Here is an 18,542-nt window from a genome sequence, read left to right as displayed (position 1 = left end):
CGTCCCTCCATTCAGTAACTGTAGAACGCGGCACCAGTGGCAGCCGGGACGCCGACGGCGGGCCACGACGACATCGCGACGCCGTCATGTCGCGGTATCGCGAATATCCGTGCCATGTCATTCGCGGTTCCAGCATTGCCGTTGTTGCCGGAGATCTGGCCGTTCACGAGAATGACCGCAGGTCCATTACCGAGCACACCGTCGTTGCCGAACGCGATGCCGCTAAGATTTCGTATAAACGAATCCGTCTCTACAGCGTAAGACTTGTAGAGTCCGCTGATGCTAATCGCGAGATCAGACGCGCCGGTAACATATGCGCCGGTGATATTCTCAAGCATAACATCGATTTGATCGGCATATACACGATGAAGGCGCATCGGGTGCATTATACTCGCGCCGTATTCTCCAGACGAATACGCAACGAGTGGAAAATCTCCGTATGCCTTGAATGTTATGTCATTGAATTCGAAAGCAGGTCTTCCGTTCGTCGTAGTCTCGTCTAGATTCAAATCGAACCAAACTCCGCCTATACCGTAGATTGATCCCGAGTGTATTCGAACGCACGGAGCCGCAGAGTAGAAATTCTCGGCACTCGTGTTGTCGAAGACCGTGAACCATTTGTTCAAAGATGGAGGCGGACCCATGACCTCGTCTTCGACAGAAAAAGGAATAGCTACCGCCGGAGACGTCATGATCTGTTCGCCGATATACTGATCGACGAGATGTCGGATAGTTACCCCGGTCGCATCGACTGCGTGAACTACACCCGGAGCGACGACTAGCGCGTGAAGCGGCAGGCTCGTGTTCAGGATTGATAGCGACGGAGCGCGGAGCGTCACACGCGATCCGACAGTGTAGTAGTTCGAGAAATCGAGAGTGTTCTCGGCGTCGTCCTTGAACGCGATTTTGACGTCGAACACTCGGTTGCGTCCGTACTCTGGAAGTCCGACCTCGGCCGCTGTGTCGCGCGAAATCGTCACACCGACTTTCGCTATGACGACTGCGGCAAGCGCCGGGTCCCGTTCAACGACGCCGTTGATCGCAAGTTCGGGAAAGAATCCGGCTTGAAAGTCGACGCGGTCGGCCTCGGTGTAGGTCGTCGCTTCGAGATTGAGACGACACATGAAGCCGTTCATATAGCCCCGCCACTCGGCCGCGGCGGCGAACGCTTCTTTGAGTGTTGGGTAGTCAGCAGCATTGATCACGACATCAGCCGTCGCGAGTTCATGACCCGTTGGGACTGGCGCGCTCGCGCTCGACGGCAGGCTAGGAACGAGACCTATCGTCATGCTCAGGCCTCCATGATTTTGACATTGCCGGCGCCAGTGACCGCTCTCAACGCGATCGTCGAGCCGGGTTTGACGGCGTAGGCGGCATATGAGTTCGCGGCGAGGTCCATGTCTTCGGCGTCGACTTCCGTGCCAACTGCGACGTAGATCGCGCAATCCGGATGTAGGACGATCAGCTGCGTGTCCGATCCGACCGTGTGCGTCGTCGCTGCGGCGGAGGTGACCGCGATGTTTGCGACGTCGCCGTGATCCGGAAGCGGGGCGGCGGGGAGCGAACCGTTTGCCGCGATTGCTGTTCTGACGTTTCTCATTAGCGGCTTGCTCCGGGTCGGGAAATGGTTTCAGTATGGCTGGGTCAGGAAGTCCACGGCATCGGGTGCGACGCCGTGGACTGGAGGTGGAGAGATCAGGCGGCGCGGATGCGGATGATCGCGCGGGGGCGAGAGATCCACGAGATGTGATGGCTTTCGACGAGTTCGTCGAAGACCTGGCCGTATTTGTCGACGCCACCGGGGATCACGTACAGCGGGAGGCCCGGAGTGTTCGGGAACGAAAGACTCGGAGCAAACCTCGTGTGATAGAAGTCATCGACAAGAGGAAGCAAGAAAGAGTCTCCTTCGTCAATGAACGACTGACCGTTCAACTTGCCCTTACGATAGTTCCGAACCTGGATGTCGTCACAGATCGTAAAACCCTTTGTCTTGTCAGATGCCGCGAACGAAGTCTGGAAATACTTAAAGGATTCGCGGACTGAATTGTGGGTTGTCGTCTTCTTATTGACGGTACCGCTCTGCAGCCAAATCCACCCGTTTATCAGATAGCCGCCGAGTTCGTCTTCGGCCTGCGCTCTGATGTCGGACAGCTCATCGACGATATCAGTCGCCGAATTGCTGAAATCGATCGTGCGGTCGATGCGCGCAACTCCGAGCTCGCTGTAGAGATCGTAGATCGTGGCCCCGTTCTTATCGCGGATGAGTCCGCTCACAGCGCCGGCACGAGCGAACTCAAGCGTCGCATCATGCGACTTGCGAGCCTTCAGCTCCTTGGCCTTCAGGCGGTCGACAACGTATTCAACCTCGTTGTCAGACCCGACTTTCCGGACGCCATCAACTTCGGCGGCGTCAACCGACACCTCGACCGGGTACCTGGGAATGTTCAGCGTTCTGATTACCCTGCTGTCTCCCTCGATCTTCGGAGCCGGGGCCTTGAGCGGCTGCGTTTCGATCAGGCTGATGCTACCGTTCTGCTCTTCGATCGACACTGACCGAAACGGAATACCGTCGGTATCCCAGTTCAGCCAGTCGCTGATCTCGTGCGGAACGTACTGCGTGTCAATGATGGAGTTCGTGCGCTCCATCAAGCTGAATGCAGGATCCTTGACGATGTCTGCGAAAGCGGTCATTTTGTTCCCTCTCTGTTCTATTTCCGCTTTCGCGGATGTTCGGTTTTGTTAGCGGACGATGATGCCAACAGCGTCGAGCTTGGCCGTCGCGGCAGCCAGCGTTACGCCTGCAGGTCTGACGAGCAGATCGCCGGTCACTTCGGCGTCGCGAGAGATCACCGTCGCGTCGACGGCACCAGCCGTTGCGTCAGTCGTCAGATAGACGATCGCCAGTTTGGCGCTGTCAGCGGTTGCTCTCGCCCCGGTCTCGACATCAACGAGCGTTCCGGTGATGTAGAGATCAGCAGACTGATCGAGCGCGAGAACATCTCGACTACGAGAACCATTCGCCTCGGAACGGAGCCACTCCGCGTTGCGCGGACCCTCAACAAAAACAGCCATTAGTTTCCTCCTGTTAGTTCGGCGCGGATTAGCGCTTGTTGTAAGACGCGTAAGGGTCGATCGAGCGCTTCTCCGGCTGCGCCTTCGGAGCGGGCGACGTCTCGACAGCACTCGATCTCTTGACGAGAGCTTCCCTGATCGCGCTCCGGATTTCCGGAATGCCGTTTCCGATGGCGCGGAGATCGTCGACGAGCGACCCGAGACCGAGAGAACGTGCGGACTTCGAGAGCGACCGAACGTCGGCTTCTTCGGAGGCCTTCGTGGACTCCTGAGCCGCGTCGGTCGCGGCATCCGCAGCGTCGGACTTGGCGGCATACGGATCATCGGCGCCGGTCTTGGCGCACAGCGCCGAAATCTGCTTCTTGATGTCGTCGGTCAGCTCGGCCGCGTCGGTATCGCCAGCGGTCGTTACGAGTTCAGCGACCGCTAGTTCGCCGGCAGCGACGGCATCGGTAGCAGCCGTAAGGGCCTCTTCGAGAGTCATTGTGTTCTCCATGTTTGTTGGAATGGCTTCAGTGTCGGCGGCCCGGAACCGGGGCAGCGGGTACTCACCGCGTTCGCCGCGGACAGCGGCATTCGGATCCGCGCCGATCGGAACGAGCGATGCTTCGAGCAGAATCCACGAAGCCGCCCTGGCGAGCGGGACACCGGACGGCTGCGGAATGAGCGGCTCATACTCAGTGACGATGTAGCCAGCCGAAATGTTCGGCAGGAAACCGCCGGAGATATCCGGCATGAGATCAGCATGACGCGGTGACAACGTAGCTGACGCGAGCACGCAATCACCGACGACGCCGTCGACCGGGCCTGTCGCTATGCTGTCGATACGACCGAGCACGGATTCGAGCGACCAAGAATCGTGACTGTCGAGCAGAGGCATTCCGCGAGCGCGAGACAGATCGACCGCAGCCGCAGGCAGGACCTCGTCGACTTGAACAAGTACCGGGCAATTGTATTCGTCAGTTCGCCCAGACGGATCTGGGATCCACGTCCGGACGGGCGTCTCGGTGGCAACGATGAATGAGAACGAGTTCGATTCCAGAGCGACGGTCACCGGCGGCATAGCGAAAGCACGGGTCCGCATCGCCTGGCCGGACGACCGCTTCTCGTCTTTTTCAAATGCTGGTTTGCGCTTTGCCGCCACTGTCGACCTCGGTAAAATAATGGTCGAGATCAGTAGGCGGCTGCCGGCTGCAAGATTCGATAGCGCCGACGGAAAAAATATTAGCCTCGGCTACAACTCAATTTGAGATGATGTCCGCACGATTTGAGATCTGTGTCGGATACGTCGCAACGGGTCGCGTTATACTATTTTCAGCGAGGACGGTATAACCGGAAATGTAGCACAGGCTACAACTCAATTTGAGTTAAGGTGCGCGTGATTTGAGATGGGGTGGATCTACGTTGAGATCACTGCAACTCCCGTCGCGGGCAGTTGAGAAACAGATCATGCAGTCCAGGTGACCGTCATGCCCATCGCGATCTGGTTGATAACTCTGGATTGCGGATTATCGGCGGATGATGCCGGGGGTACAGTTTCCGCAACTGACCTGTGAGGCTGTTCAGATGAACGAAGATATTTTCAAGATGCGTGACATCTTCCTGCCGCACGAGGCCCGCAGGCGGAACGCTTTGCTGGCGTCTGGAACAAATCTAATTCATTACACGTCCGCTGCCGCTGCAGTCGAAATCATAGGAAAGAAGAAAGTCTGGATGAGGAACTTGCGGTGCATGAACGACTTCTCGGAAGTCGACCACGGCATCAGTCTCATGCAGCGATCTTTGCGCCCCCCGGTCGAATCTGAAGCCGAGTCAGGTCTTCGTGCTGTATTTCGCGCGGTAGACTCCGTCTTCCCGGATACCTCTGGTGCCGCAATCAAGTGGTTTGATGACAACGTTTTTAGGCTATCAAACAAGACGTACATTACGTGCTTGTCGGAGCATGCTCCAAACGAGCTTGAGCATGGCCGCCTGTCTATGTGGAGGTCCTATACGTCGAACCAGGTTGGCGTGGGCTTGGTGATCAATCCCATGCCCTTATATAGCGTGACTACCTCGTATGGCGCTTTCAGCAGTCCTGTTTATTACTTCACAGATATTGAGCTTCGCGATGTCTTTATAGAGATATCGAAAAATATAACACAGAACAGGGACTACGTTGAGAGACAAGGCAGGGAAATGGTTCACGGGTTCCTTTGCATTTTGCTTCGGTCCATTGCGATGTGCACTAAACATCCAGGGTTCGTCGAAGAGAAGGAATGGCGCATTATGCATACCGAGGGCATCGACGAGCAGGGTGTTTTAGAAGTAGACGTCGAGTGTGTGAATGGAATTCCTCAGCCTGTCTACAAGATGCCTCTACAGTCTCAGCCAAATCTGGGTATCGTCGGAATAGATATTCCGCAGTTGCTGTCAGGAGTTATTATAGGGCCTACGCAGTTTCCGTTTGTCGTTTGGGATGCGATCTCAATGGTACTAAGCCGAGCTGGCGTCGACGACGCAATGTCGATTATCAAGCCATCGAACATTCCACTTCGAACCTAGGCAGCGGCGATGAGGTGTGACGAGTTCATTACCAATCGGCTACTGGGCCGCCTTTGGCATGTCACCAGTCGCGAGCGCTTCCAGTCCATTCGTCGCGACGGGTTTATTCGCGCTAAACCGAAGATCCCAGACAAAGAACGGTGGAGCACACGGCGCGGGCCTTATTACTATCCTTTTGTTCGGTCGATAGGCGGTTTTAGCCTCTTCGACTTCCCATTGGGCTTCGATATCCTGGCATATCGAGAGCGGTGCCGTTGGTCATCGCCCGAGGCCTTCATCCCCCATGCGGAGGCATGGGGACACGCCGTTTGGCTGGAGATCGACCGCGATGCGCAGGCCGCACAAATTAAGGACGGCGAGACAGTCTGGACCGAGTGCGAAGACTACGGGCACGGACGTCGTTGCATGCCACACATAGAAGCCGCCCACATCGGCGACATGCCGATCTCGTCGATCCGCGCGGCGTATGAGATCGACGCCGGAGATGATGATTGGAGGCCGGTGGCGATCTAAGCATCGACCTCGACGGGAATCTCCGGCTGCGGATTCGTTGGGTCGGCCGGCGGCGGGACTTTGTCGAGTGCCGATTGCAGTGACTCCTCTTCGGTGTTCGCGAGCTCGTCGACGACGTCTGTCGTATCCGAAGCGGCGTTCACGGCGGCAGCTGCGGACAGCATTGCGGCTCCGGCTTCTGGATTGTAGACGGTGTATGTGAGCCCTGCCGCTTCAGAGCGCGCTTTCCCGCGAGCGTTCTCAAGATCGATCTCTTCGGCGTCGTTGCCCAGCTCGTTCGCTGCCCGATCACGGCTCGTGATGCCCGCGGAGATCGCGGCAACGTATGCCGAAACTTCCTGGAGCGGGTTGATATAGCCTCTGACAGGGCAGTCCCATGCGCACTGCATCGCTTCGCGAAGCGTCACGCCGTCCGGCAAAGACCAACGGCCGCTCGTCACCGCTTCGAGAACGAACCGGCGCCAGATCGGACGGCACCATTGAAACACCAGAAGGTGCCATTGCCACGACCGAACTGCGCGTGAGAATTCGAGCATTGACGCGCGATAGGTACGATCATTGGTTCCGCGCCAGTCCATCGAAATTTGTTCGTATGTCGCGTCGACGCCGATCGCAATCGCAGACAGCTGCTGCCTCATATAGAGCTCGTACTGACCTCCGAGGTCCGCTGGCTGTGAGTTCTCGACTTCCCAACCTGGAGGAAGCACGGGACACGCTCCTGGCTCCATAGCTTGAATCGAGATGTCCTCGAATGTCGTGCCGTCGCCAAATGCATCTTTAATCGTGTCGTTGTCCTTTGGATCTCCGGGCGGCTTGATCCATGTTCCGATATGAGCAGCGGCCGCTTTTCGGACGCGCTCGGCATCGTCGTAGCGGTCGATGTCGCGGAGCCTCATCAAGATCGGGCGAAGCCATGGTTCGCCGCGAACTTGTCCGGGTCTCCTCGGATTGAATAGCTGAACGACATCGGTCGCCGGAACCCTCGACAACAACGTCGATGCCGCAGGATCACGGGTCGGAATTCCGACATCCGACGGATGGACGCGATACATATGGAAAGCGACCGGCCAATCAGTTCCGTCACGCTCGATTCCGCCGATCACCAAATTGCCGTTCGGCAGGAGTTCGGACTTGTTGCTCGGAACGAGTTCGGCTTCGCAGACCTGGAGCTGCAACGGCACTGTGTCCATATCGCCTTCGCGACGACTCCTAAGCCGCGTGAATGACTCACCGCCTTCAAACATGCTCGCAGCGGCGAGCTGCTGAAGACCATAGAAGTCGAGCTGTCCGCGCGAGTCAGCCTCGTCGGTCCACTCCTCGAAAAGTCTTTGAAGATCCCTGAACTTTGAGCGCGGCCTAATCCCCGTATCAACTGTGTTGTAGACAAAATTGTAAAGAAGACGGCGAGCATAGACGTCGGATGCAATTGCCTCGTGCGACCGCGCCCGGACTTGCTCGATGCCGCGAAGCATGGCCGCATTCGGACCTGCACTGGAACCAGTCCATCCGATCTCGCGCTTATTGTTGTCGTTTCCGATTCTAAAGGGATCAAGCGACCGCTTCGAAATGTTGTTCGACATGAACCTGGATTCAAGCAACGGAGCCATCATGCGCGGACGCTGGGCATATGCTCGCTGGACTACCTTAGTTGTCATGAGCGATATCCCTTCGGACCGTAGATTAGCTGAATGCGTCGGATCGGCTTGCTTGTCGTAATTCCCAGTCGGTCGTCGAGAACATCATAGAGTTCGGCAAGAACATTGTTCATGTTCGCCCGCGCGATGTAGGTAACTGACTGGCCATTCGAGCATGCCACTGACTGAGCACCAGACATCTTCGCTTCTTCAAGCGCCCGAATGGCCTCTTTCAGCTCGTCGTCGGTCCAATATCTGTATAAGCGTGACGCCATCGGACCGCTCCTCAGTACCTGCTCATGAACGACGACCTGACTACCGGACGACGCGGACGGACGACTTTCGGCTTCGGCTGCTCAATATTGTTCGTCATCTGTTCTCCAGCACCATTCGCAGCGTCGATCGCATCAACAAGCGGAGAATATCCAAGTTCAGCTTGCCGCCGTGGCGAGTTGAACGAACGGTCGTCGCCGACATAGACTTCTCCGGTCGATTTTATTCCGGCATCGCGCAGTGCAAGATTCAAGTCGGCCCATTTTTTGTAGGTGGCTTGTAGTCCGCAGCGGGCGATATACGCATAGACGAGCGTGTCCCATGCCTCGCCCGTGTTTCGGCCCTTCGGCGCAAACCAGCGGTCGCCTCTTTTATTTCCGTGAATGCTTTCGGCCGTGAGGCTGTCGAGATATCCGGCCGTGTTTACGAGCGAACGTGGGATCTGGAATAGGAATCCCCCGCCGGCGATCGTCAGCTTCTGCAAATAGTCGATCTTGAACTTCGCCCGTTGCGTCTCGACCTGGAACCATTGCCCGGTGCCGGTCTTGCGGCTAGCTTTACGCGGCCAGATAGGCTTGTCGGATGACCTGGCTTTGTTCAGCCGCGTGTTGTTGCCCTTAATTGCCCAGCAGTTTTCGCCGCGGCGCGAGCGGTCGTTGCAGTAGGCCCGGACGTCGTCTGCATATCCGACGCCGTCTGAGTTCGTGCCGCCCATATCTATGCACGTCGCTTCGATCCGGAGCGTCGTCCCGTCGCGTTTCGTCCAGAGCCGCCGGCGGAACTCGTCGAGTTCGACATTTGCCTCTGGGGTGAACGGGACATGCTTGTCGAACACGCGATATGCGATCGGAATGAAACGGCCTTCTGGACCCCAGCCGACAACTTGCGCTTCTGATCGTGGCGGACGAGATTCAACCTTCGTTTGGTCCGTGTTGCCGGTTTGATTGTCGATGCCGCATGTGAGCAGTCCTACCCAGTCCGGCACCTCAGCCGGGAGATCAACAGCACGCGCTGCCAGTCCCTCTGGCTCGACAGTGACACCGCCGACCTCGTCCCACGGCTCGGCCAGTATATTGTTGACTACAGTCTCTAGCTCTTCAGGATTCGCCTGCGCTGAGAGCCATTCCTGAATTAGACTTTTCCAGTTCGCGCCCATGAATCTCGACATGAACGCGGTGACGACGAACCCAGCGACACCCGGGCGTTTCGGTACCGCGGTCGCGATCCATTCGCCGTTGCGGTCCATGTCGTGCTTGCACGACTCGTCGATCAGCTCATGACAGTGCTCGCACTGATATTTGACGTCGAGCACGTGACCAGCATCGTCGAGCCTCCACTTCATGCCGTACTCGGTTTTGGCCGACCCGAGCTGTAGGTACTGCATGCCCCCGCAATGGGGACACGGAACGAAATATCGGCGCTTATCGGACTGTTCGAGCAGCGCGGTGATGCGACAAGTTCCGCGTCGACGGGGGCTCGACATGAAAATGGTTTTGCGGGTCGGAAAAGTTCTTGAACGCTCTTCGAGCAACTTCTCCTTCGAGCCCTGCGCCTTCGTCGTGTCCGACATCCACCCGTCGGCTGCGACCTCGTCTCCGATGTTGATCTGACCAGTGTACGATCGGAAATTATCGGCTGCTTCGGCCGAGTAGCAGCGGAACACCGATCCATTCTGGAATAGCTTCAACGACCATGTGTCTTGAGATTCGCCCTTCTTTGCTTTGCGCCGGACCGCCGACAGCGGCTTCACGTCGCGAAGCATCGGCTCGACGTAACACTTCTCGAAATCTTTCGCCTTCGCCTCAGTCGGCTGGATGAACGCGACCTGAGTGCGCTTGTGCGCGAGGTAATATGCCGTCGCAAATGCGGCGCACTGGGTTATTCCGGTTCTTGTAGCTTTTGAGACGACGATGATGTCGTTGATGTCGTCGCACATCGCCGAAACGATGCCGCGCTGATAGCCGTAGAGTTCCGCGGAGTCCGTGGTCCCTGTTGTCTCTACCGAGAAGACGCAATTCTTCTCTATCCAAGTCAGGCCGTCGATATCCTCCGGCGGCTGCATGATAGTCGCCCGGATGTTGCGAAGACCATCCGCGAACGCGCGAAGCGCAGGCGCATCGCGGAAGCGGCGATTAAGCGGCGGCGGTCCCGCAAGATCAGGATTCGGCGAGAGCAAGCGCCTCCTCCATCATCTCGTTGTCGTCACGCATTCCTTCGAGAGCTTCACGGATCCGCTTGTCGATAGTCTCCTGAACCCTATGGATCGTTTCCCTCGGTAGATCTGACAGATCCTTCTGACTGACCTGCCGGCCAATGCCGTGAAGCTTCGCAGCGATCATGGCGCGATCGGCTGCCATCAGATCCAGAAGCGGCTGTATCCGGGCAAGCGAACGTTCTAGCTCAGCGAACTTGTATTCTCGCGTTCGTGTGGCGGCATAATCGTCGCGATAGGCGAGAGCAGTCGGCGAGTTCTTTGTAAGCAGCGCATCCCAATCGAAATCGTCATCGTTCTCATCCGGCGCGCGGCCACCAGATGGCTTCGCCTGGTCGACCATCCATTTCACGAAGTCGGCGACGTCAATTCTCCAAGGAACACCCTTCGACCGATCACCACGCATGAGAACCGGCGCGCCTTTCTTTATCCAAGCGCTGATAGTGTTCCGATCTCGGTCGAGCAAGGTTGCAATTTTTTCGAGAGATACAACCCGAACGCTAGCGACCTCAGCAGACATACCGAATGCTGATCCTGGTGAGTACTCATCACCCCCAGAACTCAGCACCTCGTCAGCGTCTTCGAAGTCGTCCGACATTTGAAACTCCACGCAAAATCAATGCGATAGCCTCGCAGCATCGGCTTGCAAGATTCAAGGGTGATGATGATGAATCTAAAATCGAATTTTTGCAGTGCGTGAGCTAGTGCCGAGCCGCGAGTAACCCACAGTATTCAAGGCCTCAGGGACCCTCTGAACTAGACTAGTTACTTCGTACTCCGCTCTGGATAAATTACCTTAACGAGAGTTTTCTTCGACTGAGCGTTCTCATTGCAACAATTACTTGAAATGTCTGCGCTGTTATCAGTGGTCTCTAGACCGACTCCGACATTGTCCCTTTGCGCGATCAGCGCTTGCCAATAAGGAATTACATCATTACGCACATGGTCTATGAATTGTTCTGCCCTGCGATCCGCTATCGCAAATACAGCGTCTATTTCTCTTTGACGTTCCGTAGCGTTGTCACCAAAATTTGTCATCCTCGCCTCCTTCAGTTCTAGTGCCAATTGCCGCGTATGTCGGACGTACTCAAATCGACTTCTGTATTTCCTCTAGAACTTCGTGCTTTCTGGCGGAATCCACTTTGGACGACTTCAACTCGGAGAGGATACCGAAGTATAATTTGTTCTGGTCGTAGTCCGTGTTGCCGTCACTTGCGAGCTTCGCGTACTCAGCAACCAGCCGCCTACCGAACGCGATCAAGTCCTTGTGACAGAACGTGTAGTATACCGGCGCGCGACCGTATTGCCTGTGATCAGTCTTGCAGCTGCAAAACACCTCCCCAAGCTTTTCGATCAGCTTCATATCCCACTCGCGTTTCAACTCGTCGCGATAGTGCAAACACGTCTCGACGCCATATCCTACTCGAACTTCACGACGCTCTTTAGTGTCATCATCTTGACGATTAGCTCTCTCGACTATGAACTCAGTGATCATATCAGTGACTTCTTTGTGAGCTTCTTTTATTCTGCGATCTGCGTCTGCCGATATCGTCTTCATCCCGTCCTCCCCCATTCACCTCACCGAATACCTACGCATCTTCCGATCGGCCGCCGCCCGGACACGCCTCTGATGCCGATTTGCGTTTATGTCGGACATGTCCGACGACGCATCTCTCACAACGTCCTCGGCTTCCCGTCGCATCGCGCGCATGTAGTCGGCGTATGTCGTGTTCTGAGTTCTGATCTCGTCCATCATTCACCTCCCTCGCGTCTCGATTCCATCCAGGTCCGCCGCGACCGCATCGAACAGCGGCGCGTACTCTCTGACCGCCCGCTCCACGACCTCCGGAACGACCCACTTCGGCGTGCAGCTCGCTCTCAGCCGGCCGCGCCTGCGTTGATCGACGATGATGCCGTCTGAATGATCGTTGTTGAGCGCCATGATCTCCCTCTCTTGAAATCAATGCTGATCGGATTCGACGTCCACGGCTGCCCAGCTTCATCCGTCCAGCCCATGTCCTCAGCGAACTCATCGGCCGCCCATTTCATGACATCCAGAACTAGCGGCGGCTCACCGGAACCACGCTTGCGTTGATCGACGACGATGCAGTCTGATTGATCGTTGTTGAGCGTCATGCGTCCCTCCCGTCAGATCATGCTGCCCCCGCATTCGGCATCACGCAAGTCGCCGGCAGAAATTAGCCGGATGCCAGCGTGTTAACGTGTTTTCGGCGTAGTTAATGCCGTTTCGGCAGGTAAACTATGTTGACATGCAATGGATACGACTATGCGTAGACCGACGGCGTGGAATACGTATTCTGTCTGATAATAAATATCTTGTCGGCGCTATTGCACCGAGCGGTTATCGGTGGGCTCAATATAAGTGTCGGCAGGAATGACCGATGTTAGAACGAGATATCTTGAAGAATTGGGAGAGGATCAATGACAACCATTGAACAGTCGATTGAACGGTCGAATAATCTATTTGAAGCTTGCGCAAAAGAGATTGACAGCCGAGACATGGATATTTGGCTAGGAACTAGAGATGAGACCGATGAGAAAATTAGAGTATATATAGAGTCTGACGGACTTAAATATAAGTCGAAGATTAATACAAATTTCTGCCGCTTTTATGAAGACGTTCGTTATTCCGTTGAATTGATTGTATCAAATAATCATAATTTTCTGGTTGATTTGTCGCGCGAGGATTTAGGCGTAATATCAAGCGCCTACAATATGAGCGGTCACAATACTTACAAAGCATTACAAATTATTGATGGTTTGGATCACTCGCTTATTTCGAGACTACAGTCTGCCGGGCGTAATGCGATGATGCCGATACACAGACAGCGTCTTATCAATGAACTCGTCGCTAGCTGCAAACCGGTCTCAAAACTGAGTGCGTAACTGACTCTGCTCACATGCGGCCGACACGCGCCGACCGCATCTAGGAGAGCCAGCAAGAGCGATCCGGAACAATATAAAATGGAGGGGACGAATGGAGAGTATGACCATCATCAATCAAGGAGTTGTAGGCGGATTCATGGTCCACGACGTGAAGTCTGCGCGAGACGACGAACGCCGCGAGAAGATTGAGATCATTCGTGATCGCATCCAGATCGCCGGCTTGAAATATGCCGACGTTGCGAACGCCTGCGGGCACTCCGTGAGCACGATCAAGCATGTGCTTCAGCCGAGCGCGAGTTATGAGAGCGACGCTACGATCAAATTGATCGAGGACGCGGTTTACAAGCTCTGCGTCGACAAGTTTGGCTCGCTGTATAGAGAGCTGTTCCGGCTAGATTATTTCGAGACGAGTTCGAGCCGCATCGCGACGAACATCAGAGATCTGCACTCGGTCTCGTGCAGCCGGTCGCACCGTGTTGTCGACAATCTCCATGCACTAGCGAGAACGATCATCAACATGCTGTTCTCGTCGAACGAGAAGGTCGAGCTGATGTCGAGAAATATATCTGAGTGCGTCGAGAAGCTGCGCGGTTGCAAGGAAGACGGAGATTTATATCTGTCTCGCTATATAGATTACGTTACGACTCATGCCGATAAGTTGGTCGAAATGGTCAAATCGGGCGAGGACTCAGTCAGTATTAAGCAGGAACACGAGCTGTTTAAATACTACTCCAGCCCGATCTACGCAATGTGCCGACGGAATATTGATCTATACACGGCGCTGTATGTCATCAAGACGAACTGAGTTCACGGTAATATCAGCCACAACGGCCTCCAATCGGGGGCCGTTTTGATTTCTGCGACGTTCAGTCGAGGTCGCCTTGAAACTCGCCGTCGTCGTCCGGCCAGTCGACATCCGCGACATTATCCGGCAGCCACCAGGCCTCTCCGGGCGCAACATAATAGAACGTCGGAACTCTGGTGCTGTGCAGCACGAGAGCCACAGACAGTGCGCGGAATCCGTCGGAGAGAACGCGGAGCTGATTGTCCGAGAGACCGCTCGCGGATTTGCCCAGGCACCAGTGTGCGAGGGCGCAGTCTGCCAGATGTTAAAGCCTCGCGGCTGTTTCGACGGCATCTGGGGCGTCTCCGATGCGCCAGTCCAGGCACCGTTGCGCGTCGTCGACGACGTCTTCGAAAACCGCCGGCAGACGGCGGGCTCTGCAGAGTTTGAGCAACATCTTGACGTAGTTGCGCAGGCGGGCGCCATCGCGGAAATCGAATGCGAGGGGCAGAGCCGCGGTAGCGTGTGCCGGTTGCGTCGATGTCGATGTCGTCATGAGTCACCTCCCAGCGGGATGATGAATCGCCGGCGAGCATGGTGCAAATTGCGGTTGACTAGGTTTGCGGCTAGCGTCGGCGGACTCAGTGGAGGCCAGCATGACGACGCACTTTACCGACTACCAAATCATGATGGCGATACTAGACATTTACGCTCGTTCGGACCGTCAGCTGGCGCTCGGCAACATCGTCGGTAAAGGGTACTCACAATCGGATTTGGAGCGTTCGCTTGGCTGCGAGTCATTCAGCGTCGAGGAGCGTGCTCAAGCGATGCGGTGCGCTGCCGAGCTGATGGCTCGCGGACTTGTCGTGCCGACATACTCGGATTTGGTTAGCCCGGAAGAGTGGAGAGTGATCACCGCAGAGGGGCGCGACGCATTGAAGCGCGGTGCACTAGACGAACTCGATGCCGCACTGTGGAAGTTGTCGCATGAGTTTGTTTCGGCTCGCCGCGGTGCGCTGATAGCGCTGAACTCTGCAACACCAGACGCGATGAGGCAGGCTGCGCATTCCGCGAGAGAACTCGTGTCACAGGTGCTACACGTTGTGAGTCCTGACGACGAGGTGAGGTCTCAGCCATGGTTCGTAGCTGACAAAAACAAGCCAACTCTCATCACAAGGAAGCAGCGCTACAAGTATGCGATTATGAAACGGAGCCGTGGAATGTCGGAGACCGACCTATCCATAGCCTTGAAAGCCGGCGAACTCCTCGACGTCCAACATCAAAAGTTGAGTGCCGGTGCGCATAATCCCGGTCCTGTCGTAAGAGCTGATGTCGAAGACGCCATCAACACAGTCGAAATGGTACTACGAGTTTTACTTCTGTAGGGCTCTCCGGAGCTTCTTTTGGACTTCGAGCGGAAGCCTGTTGCCGGCTCTGATGACGACGCGGTCGTAGCGGAAAATCGGGCGGTACGGCTTGGTCTCGCGCTTGAACTGAAGCAGCAATTCGGGCGCTTTCGACGCTCCAGCGGCAGTCGACATGCGGCTTCCGCGCCGCTTCGATTTGACGACACGACGATCCGGACGACGCCAGTAGCCAAGCACGCCGCCTAGCCCGCCAAAGAACAAGCCCTGCTTTTTTCCGTGTCGTCCCGGCCAGCTCGCCGCGACATACTCATCGTGTGTGACATGCTCTCCGGCCAGGCGCCGAGACCTCAGCACTTCCCGAGCGCGACGGAGTTCCTCGCGTTCGCTCATCTCCTTGCGGAGCATATCGGACAAGCGTCGGGTCTCCCGCCGAGGGACGCCGCCGGCGGACGAGCGCTTGAGCGAGTAGACGATGAGAGAGTGCGGACCAGAGCCGGGATCGCCGACGCGGTTGATGCCGCCTTCGATTTCGCGCCGCAGATACGCACTCTGAATCGGCTGGATGTAAACCCGGCCTGACACCGTGCCGTCGCCGTTGTCCTTCGCTTTGTCGACGCGAAATGCGCTTTGAGTGAATTTGACGGGACGGTCGAAAACTCGATCGACCTCAGATTTTAGCTCTCGCTGTGCGTCAAACGCGATCTCGTCGATCGCGTGCCGCGCGACGCTGACGATCGTCGATCGCACGCTCGATGCGAGTCCAGATAGTCCGCGTTCGGAGGTTTTTGCGGAGAGTTTCATGACGTCACATCAGTCTGGGTGATTGTTGACGTAGTTGAGACATTAATCGATCTGCGTGATCACGGTCGCCTTCCAAGCCTCAAGCGCGGCGACTTTTAATTCAAGCGCAGCAATGCGGGCGTTATATCCCGCGACCGTCGACTCGGCCGTCGTCACTCGCGTGCCGAGAGCCGTTACGTTGTTGTTCGTGGTATCTTGATCTTTTCTGACGATAGATACGACGTACGCGAAATAGTGACTTGAGTTGTTGAGTGTGTCGCCGTTGAAATCGACGAACGACTGCACCGACGTCAGCGTTCCAGACGAGTAGTACTCACCACCGAACGCATGGCCGAGCAAGCTGATGTTTTTGTTGCCGGAATTGGCCCCAATCGGCCCCACGTCACCGAATAGATACCACGCGGCCGGGACAGCGTATGAGTCTCCGCTATGCCCGACGTTTATCCGAAAATCGGTTGCACGGTTCGCGCCGCCGAAAATTTTCAGGCTGGCGAGTGTCATGTTCGAGAAAACTGGGCTTCCGACCTCGACTGAATAGAGAGACACGTACAGAGACTTCACAAACGCAAGCAGGTCGGCCCAGTCATTCGCGGAAATTGTCGATCCGGAACCGCCACCCGAACTCTCAAGTTGCGTGACTTTCTCGCGTAAAAACGACACCCAGGCCGACAGGCTTACATTATCTGCTGGTGTTGTCGTCGCCATTTCCACGCCCCGCCTTAAATCTCCAATCCATATTCTGGTCATCGCCTTCGGCATCGATCAAACCGCCGGCAGAGGCTACCACTGTCAGATTCTGTCTCTTGCATGTATCGCATTGCGAGAACATAACACGAACATCATGAGTGACTCGTCGCGTAGGCTACATCGCTGCATTCAAGATCTGATCGAACTGCTGGGGAAGAAGGCCCGAGCGGACCAGATCGCGAAACTGACTCCCGAAACTGCGTTCGTCGTCGTCGCCGCGCTCCGGGCATATGCAACTCAGCCGCATCGCAATGAGGTCGCCATGGCTGTGTGCAGAGACCCGAAACGATGCACGACTCCGTGTTTCACCTGTCTCGGAATTGCGAATAAGATCAAAAGCTTATACGAGGGAAACGCAATCGTTCAATTGCCGCCGCCTGGCGAGTCAGGACAGTTGCGCGTTGTGGGATCTAGCGACGATGACGCAGAGGACGTGGCATGAAGTCGTTGTCACGACGTGACGACGAGCCGTGATGTCGAGCATGTCGTCGTCACTGAAGTAACGGGGGTAGATCAGCAACTCACTGTGCGGAGACTCGTGACGCTTCGCGACGCTTTGGTGGTCTACGCAATCTGCGCTTAACGCGTAGCGCCGACGCCGTGTGATCGAAGCCCAAGGTAGACAAGTTAGTCGCGGCCGTCGTCATGATCCGGACGATAAGTTCACCGACGGCTCGATCAGATTCAGACACGTCGACTGCGACCGCTTTTTCCGCCGCAGCACGAGCCTCGACCGCAAGCGCCGACAGAATGGCGGCATCAACCGCCGCGGCTTCCGGCACATGCCTCTCAGCGAGACGCTGACGGTATCTCGCCGTCCTCTCCGCCGTTTTAGTTCGTGTCGATCTCCGTGCCATTCCGTCCTCCCGCCGCTCCCTGCCGTCGTACCGAACTTATTCGGTACGGCCCCCACGGCTCTCACCGCCTCGCGCTGAGGACTTTCGGCTTCATCTTTCTCTGTGCCAGCGTCGCGCCAACTCCGCACATGAACATCCCCGGCCGATCCAGAAACGCCCCACGAACAAGATTGGCCAGCGCCACCGCAGCCGGATCCGTACCGCCAGCACGCAGGACCACGAGAGCCGCATCAGCCAATACCTCCCTGATCGTCGCCTCGTCGTCGTTGAGCCGTCCGGACGCCTTCTCGGCCTTTCTTTTCAGCCTCAGCGCCCGCCGCTTCTCACGGTCGTAAGCTCTGCGTTCGTCGTCGGTCATCTCTCTGACAGTCGTCATGTCGGCTCCTCCCCGACTCCGAGCATGAATCGCCGGCGGACTCCCCACAACACCATTTCAAGAACTATTGTCGGACATGTCCGACTACGAAAAATAAAACCAGACCATCCGTCACGCCGAACACGTCAACAGGCTGAAATCATTTCGAAATTCGAAGCATATCATTTCGGAATCCGAACTAATCTGCATGGCAAATGCTGGGGTTTTCATCTGAAAGCACGCAGGCCAAAAATGTGGACAGCGCCCCCTAGCTGTTCTTGCGGCGCATAGCGTTCGCGGATGCCATTCCCTTTTGGGGTCATCGACATCTGGGGACTTTGGGAGAGCGGATGCGGATAGGCGGGAGGTCTGAATCTCGTTTAGCTCGACGGTCGGGGTTTCTCGACGGCTTATGTTTCACTCTCCACGAGGAGCGCAGCGACGACCCCGGCTCTGCGGCGCATGACGACTGATGC

Annotated in this window: 21 protein-coding genes; 6 read left to right on the top strand and 15 right to left on the bottom strand. The window is 56.3% G+C overall.

Annotated features, from left to right (window positions below):
- Positions 1-11: 11 nt before the first annotated feature.
- The 5 genes from CJ014_RS00805 to CJ014_RS27705 form a co-directional block, all read right to left on the bottom strand.
- The gene (locus CJ014_RS00805) at positions 12-1,289 is read right to left on the bottom strand and encodes a hypothetical protein (protein WP_100078620.1); all 1,278 of its coding nucleotides are present in this window, start codon (positions 1,287-1,289) and stop codon (positions 12-14) included.
- A 2-nt stretch (positions 1,290-1,291) separates the two neighbouring features.
- A complete protein-coding gene (locus CJ014_RS00800) occupies positions 1,292-1,600 on the bottom strand; it encodes a hypothetical protein (protein ID WP_100078619.1) in 309 nt (102 codons plus the stop codon).
- 95 nt (positions 1,601-1,695) lie between these two features.
- A complete protein-coding gene (locus CJ014_RS00795) occupies positions 1,696-2,691 on the bottom strand; it encodes a major capsid protein (protein ID WP_100078618.1) in 996 nt (331 codons plus the stop codon).
- Between the two features lie 48 nt (positions 2,692-2,739).
- Complete coding sequence (locus tag CJ014_RS27710) at positions 2,740-3,072, bottom strand: head decoration protein (protein WP_165790698.1); 333 nt, start codon at positions 3,070-3,072, stop codon at positions 2,740-2,742.
- Positions 3,073-3,100: 28 nt separating this feature from the next.
- Positions 3,101-3,952, bottom strand: a complete 852-nt coding sequence (locus CJ014_RS27705) for a hypothetical protein (protein ID WP_165790697.1) — start codon at positions 3,950-3,952, stop codon at positions 3,101-3,103.
- Positions 3,953-4,088: 136 nt separating this feature from the next.
- Here CJ014_RS27705 and CJ014_RS27445 point away from each other — a divergent pair, with 136 nt between their 5' ends.
- From CJ014_RS27445 to CJ014_RS00780, 3 genes are all read left to right on the top strand, one after another.
- On the top strand, positions 4,089-4,322 hold the full coding sequence (locus tag CJ014_RS27445) for a hypothetical protein (protein ID WP_133121784.1): 234 nt from the start codon (positions 4,089-4,091) through the stop codon (positions 4,320-4,322).
- 316 nt (positions 4,323-4,638) lie between these two features.
- Positions 4,639-5,616 carry a DUF2971 domain-containing protein gene (locus CJ014_RS00785; RefSeq protein ID WP_165790696.1) on the top strand — a complete coding sequence of 326 codons (978 nt, stop codon included), beginning with the start codon at positions 4,639-4,641 and terminating at the stop codon, positions 5,614-5,616.
- Positions 5,617-5,625: 9 nt separating this feature from the next.
- Positions 5,626-6,129, top strand: a complete 504-nt coding sequence (locus CJ014_RS00780) for a hypothetical protein (RefSeq protein WP_100078615.1) — start codon at positions 5,626-5,628, stop codon at positions 6,127-6,129.
- Here the strand turns inward: CJ014_RS00780 and CJ014_RS00775 are convergent.
- The 6 genes from CJ014_RS00775 to CJ014_RS27435 all read right to left on the bottom strand — a co-directional run bounded on the left by CJ014_RS00775 (position 6,126) and on the right by CJ014_RS27435 (position 12,384).
- Positions 6,126-7,784, bottom strand: a complete 1,659-nt coding sequence (locus CJ014_RS00775; protein WP_100078614.1) for a phage portal protein — start codon at positions 7,782-7,784, stop codon at positions 6,126-6,128. The two genes, CJ014_RS00780 and CJ014_RS00775, sit on opposite strands and share 4 nt — an antisense overlap.
- On the bottom strand, positions 7,781-8,038 hold the full coding sequence (locus tag CJ014_RS27440) for a hypothetical protein (RefSeq protein ID WP_133121783.1): 258 nt from the start codon (positions 8,036-8,038) through the stop codon (positions 7,781-7,783). The genes CJ014_RS00775 and CJ014_RS27440 overlap by 4 nt, the downstream gene beginning before the upstream one ends.
- Before the next feature lie 11 nt (positions 8,039-8,049).
- Entirely contained in the window at positions 8,050-10,212 is a 2,163-nt protein-coding gene (locus tag CJ014_RS00770; RefSeq protein ID WP_133121782.1) for a terminase gpA endonuclease subunit, read from the bottom strand.
- Positions 10,193-10,846, bottom strand: a complete 654-nt coding sequence (locus CJ014_RS00765) for a hypothetical protein (RefSeq protein WP_100078612.1) — start codon at positions 10,844-10,846, stop codon at positions 10,193-10,195. The genes CJ014_RS00770 and CJ014_RS00765 overlap by 20 nt, the downstream gene beginning before the upstream one ends.
- Positions 10,847-11,335: 489 nt before the next feature.
- Entirely contained in the window at positions 11,336-11,806 is a 471-nt protein-coding gene (locus CJ014_RS00760) for a hypothetical protein (protein WP_133121781.1), read from the bottom strand.
- Positions 11,807-12,126: 320 nt separating this feature from the next.
- The gene (locus CJ014_RS27435) at positions 12,127-12,384 is read right to left on the bottom strand and encodes a hypothetical protein (protein ID WP_133121780.1); all 258 of its coding nucleotides are present in this window, start codon (positions 12,382-12,384) and stop codon (positions 12,127-12,129) included.
- 306 nt (positions 12,385-12,690) lie between these two features.
- Between CJ014_RS27435 and CJ014_RS27430 the strand changes: the two genes are divergently transcribed.
- The gene (locus tag CJ014_RS27430; RefSeq protein WP_133121779.1) at positions 12,691-13,155 is read left to right on the top strand and encodes a hypothetical protein; all 465 of its coding nucleotides are present in this window, start codon (positions 12,691-12,693) and stop codon (positions 13,153-13,155) included.
- Positions 13,156-13,255: 100 nt separating this feature from the next.
- Entirely contained in the window at positions 13,256-13,960 is a 705-nt protein-coding gene (locus CJ014_RS00745) for a hypothetical protein (RefSeq protein ID WP_133121778.1), read from the top strand.
- A gap of 304 nt (positions 13,961-14,264) precedes the next feature.
- On the opposite strand, the gene CJ014_RS00740 is transcribed toward CJ014_RS00745, so the two are convergent.
- A complete protein-coding gene (locus CJ014_RS00740) occupies positions 14,265-14,495 on the bottom strand; it encodes a hypothetical protein (protein ID WP_100078607.1) in 231 nt (76 codons plus the stop codon).
- Between the two features lie 100 nt (positions 14,496-14,595).
- Here CJ014_RS00740 and CJ014_RS00735 point away from each other — a divergent pair, with 100 nt between their 5' ends.
- Positions 14,596-15,324, top strand: a complete 729-nt coding sequence (locus CJ014_RS00735; RefSeq protein ID WP_100078606.1) for a pPIWI-associating nuclease domain-containing protein — start codon at positions 14,596-14,598, stop codon at positions 15,322-15,324.
- Here the strand turns inward: CJ014_RS00735 and CJ014_RS00730 are convergent.
- The 3 genes from CJ014_RS00730 to CJ014_RS00720 all read right to left on the bottom strand — a co-directional run bounded on the left by CJ014_RS00730 (position 15,313) and on the right by CJ014_RS00720 (position 18,087).
- Positions 15,313-16,107: a hypothetical protein gene (locus tag CJ014_RS00730; protein WP_133121777.1), complete on the bottom strand. Its 795-nt coding sequence runs from the start codon at positions 16,105-16,107 to the stop codon at positions 15,313-15,315. The two genes, CJ014_RS00735 and CJ014_RS00730, sit on opposite strands and share 12 nt — an antisense overlap.
- A gap of 42 nt (positions 16,108-16,149) precedes the next feature.
- The gene (locus tag CJ014_RS00725; protein ID WP_133121776.1) at positions 16,150-16,866 is read right to left on the bottom strand and encodes a hypothetical protein; all 717 of its coding nucleotides are present in this window, start codon (positions 16,864-16,866) and stop codon (positions 16,150-16,152) included.
- Positions 16,867-17,772: 906 nt separating this feature from the next.
- Positions 17,773-18,087, bottom strand: a complete 315-nt coding sequence (locus CJ014_RS00720; protein WP_100078603.1) for a hypothetical protein — start codon at positions 18,085-18,087, stop codon at positions 17,773-17,775.
- Positions 18,088-18,542 lie beyond the last annotated feature (455 nt).

It is taken from the genome of Pleomorphomonas carboxyditropha, assembly GCF_002770725.1.
GTDB classification, from domain to species: Bacteria; Pseudomonadota; Alphaproteobacteria; order Rhizobiales; family Pleomorphomonadaceae; genus Pleomorphomonas; species Pleomorphomonas carboxyditropha.
The sequence above is the reverse complement of the archived record's forward strand: the minus strand, read 5'-3'. Positions and strand labels throughout refer to the sequence as shown.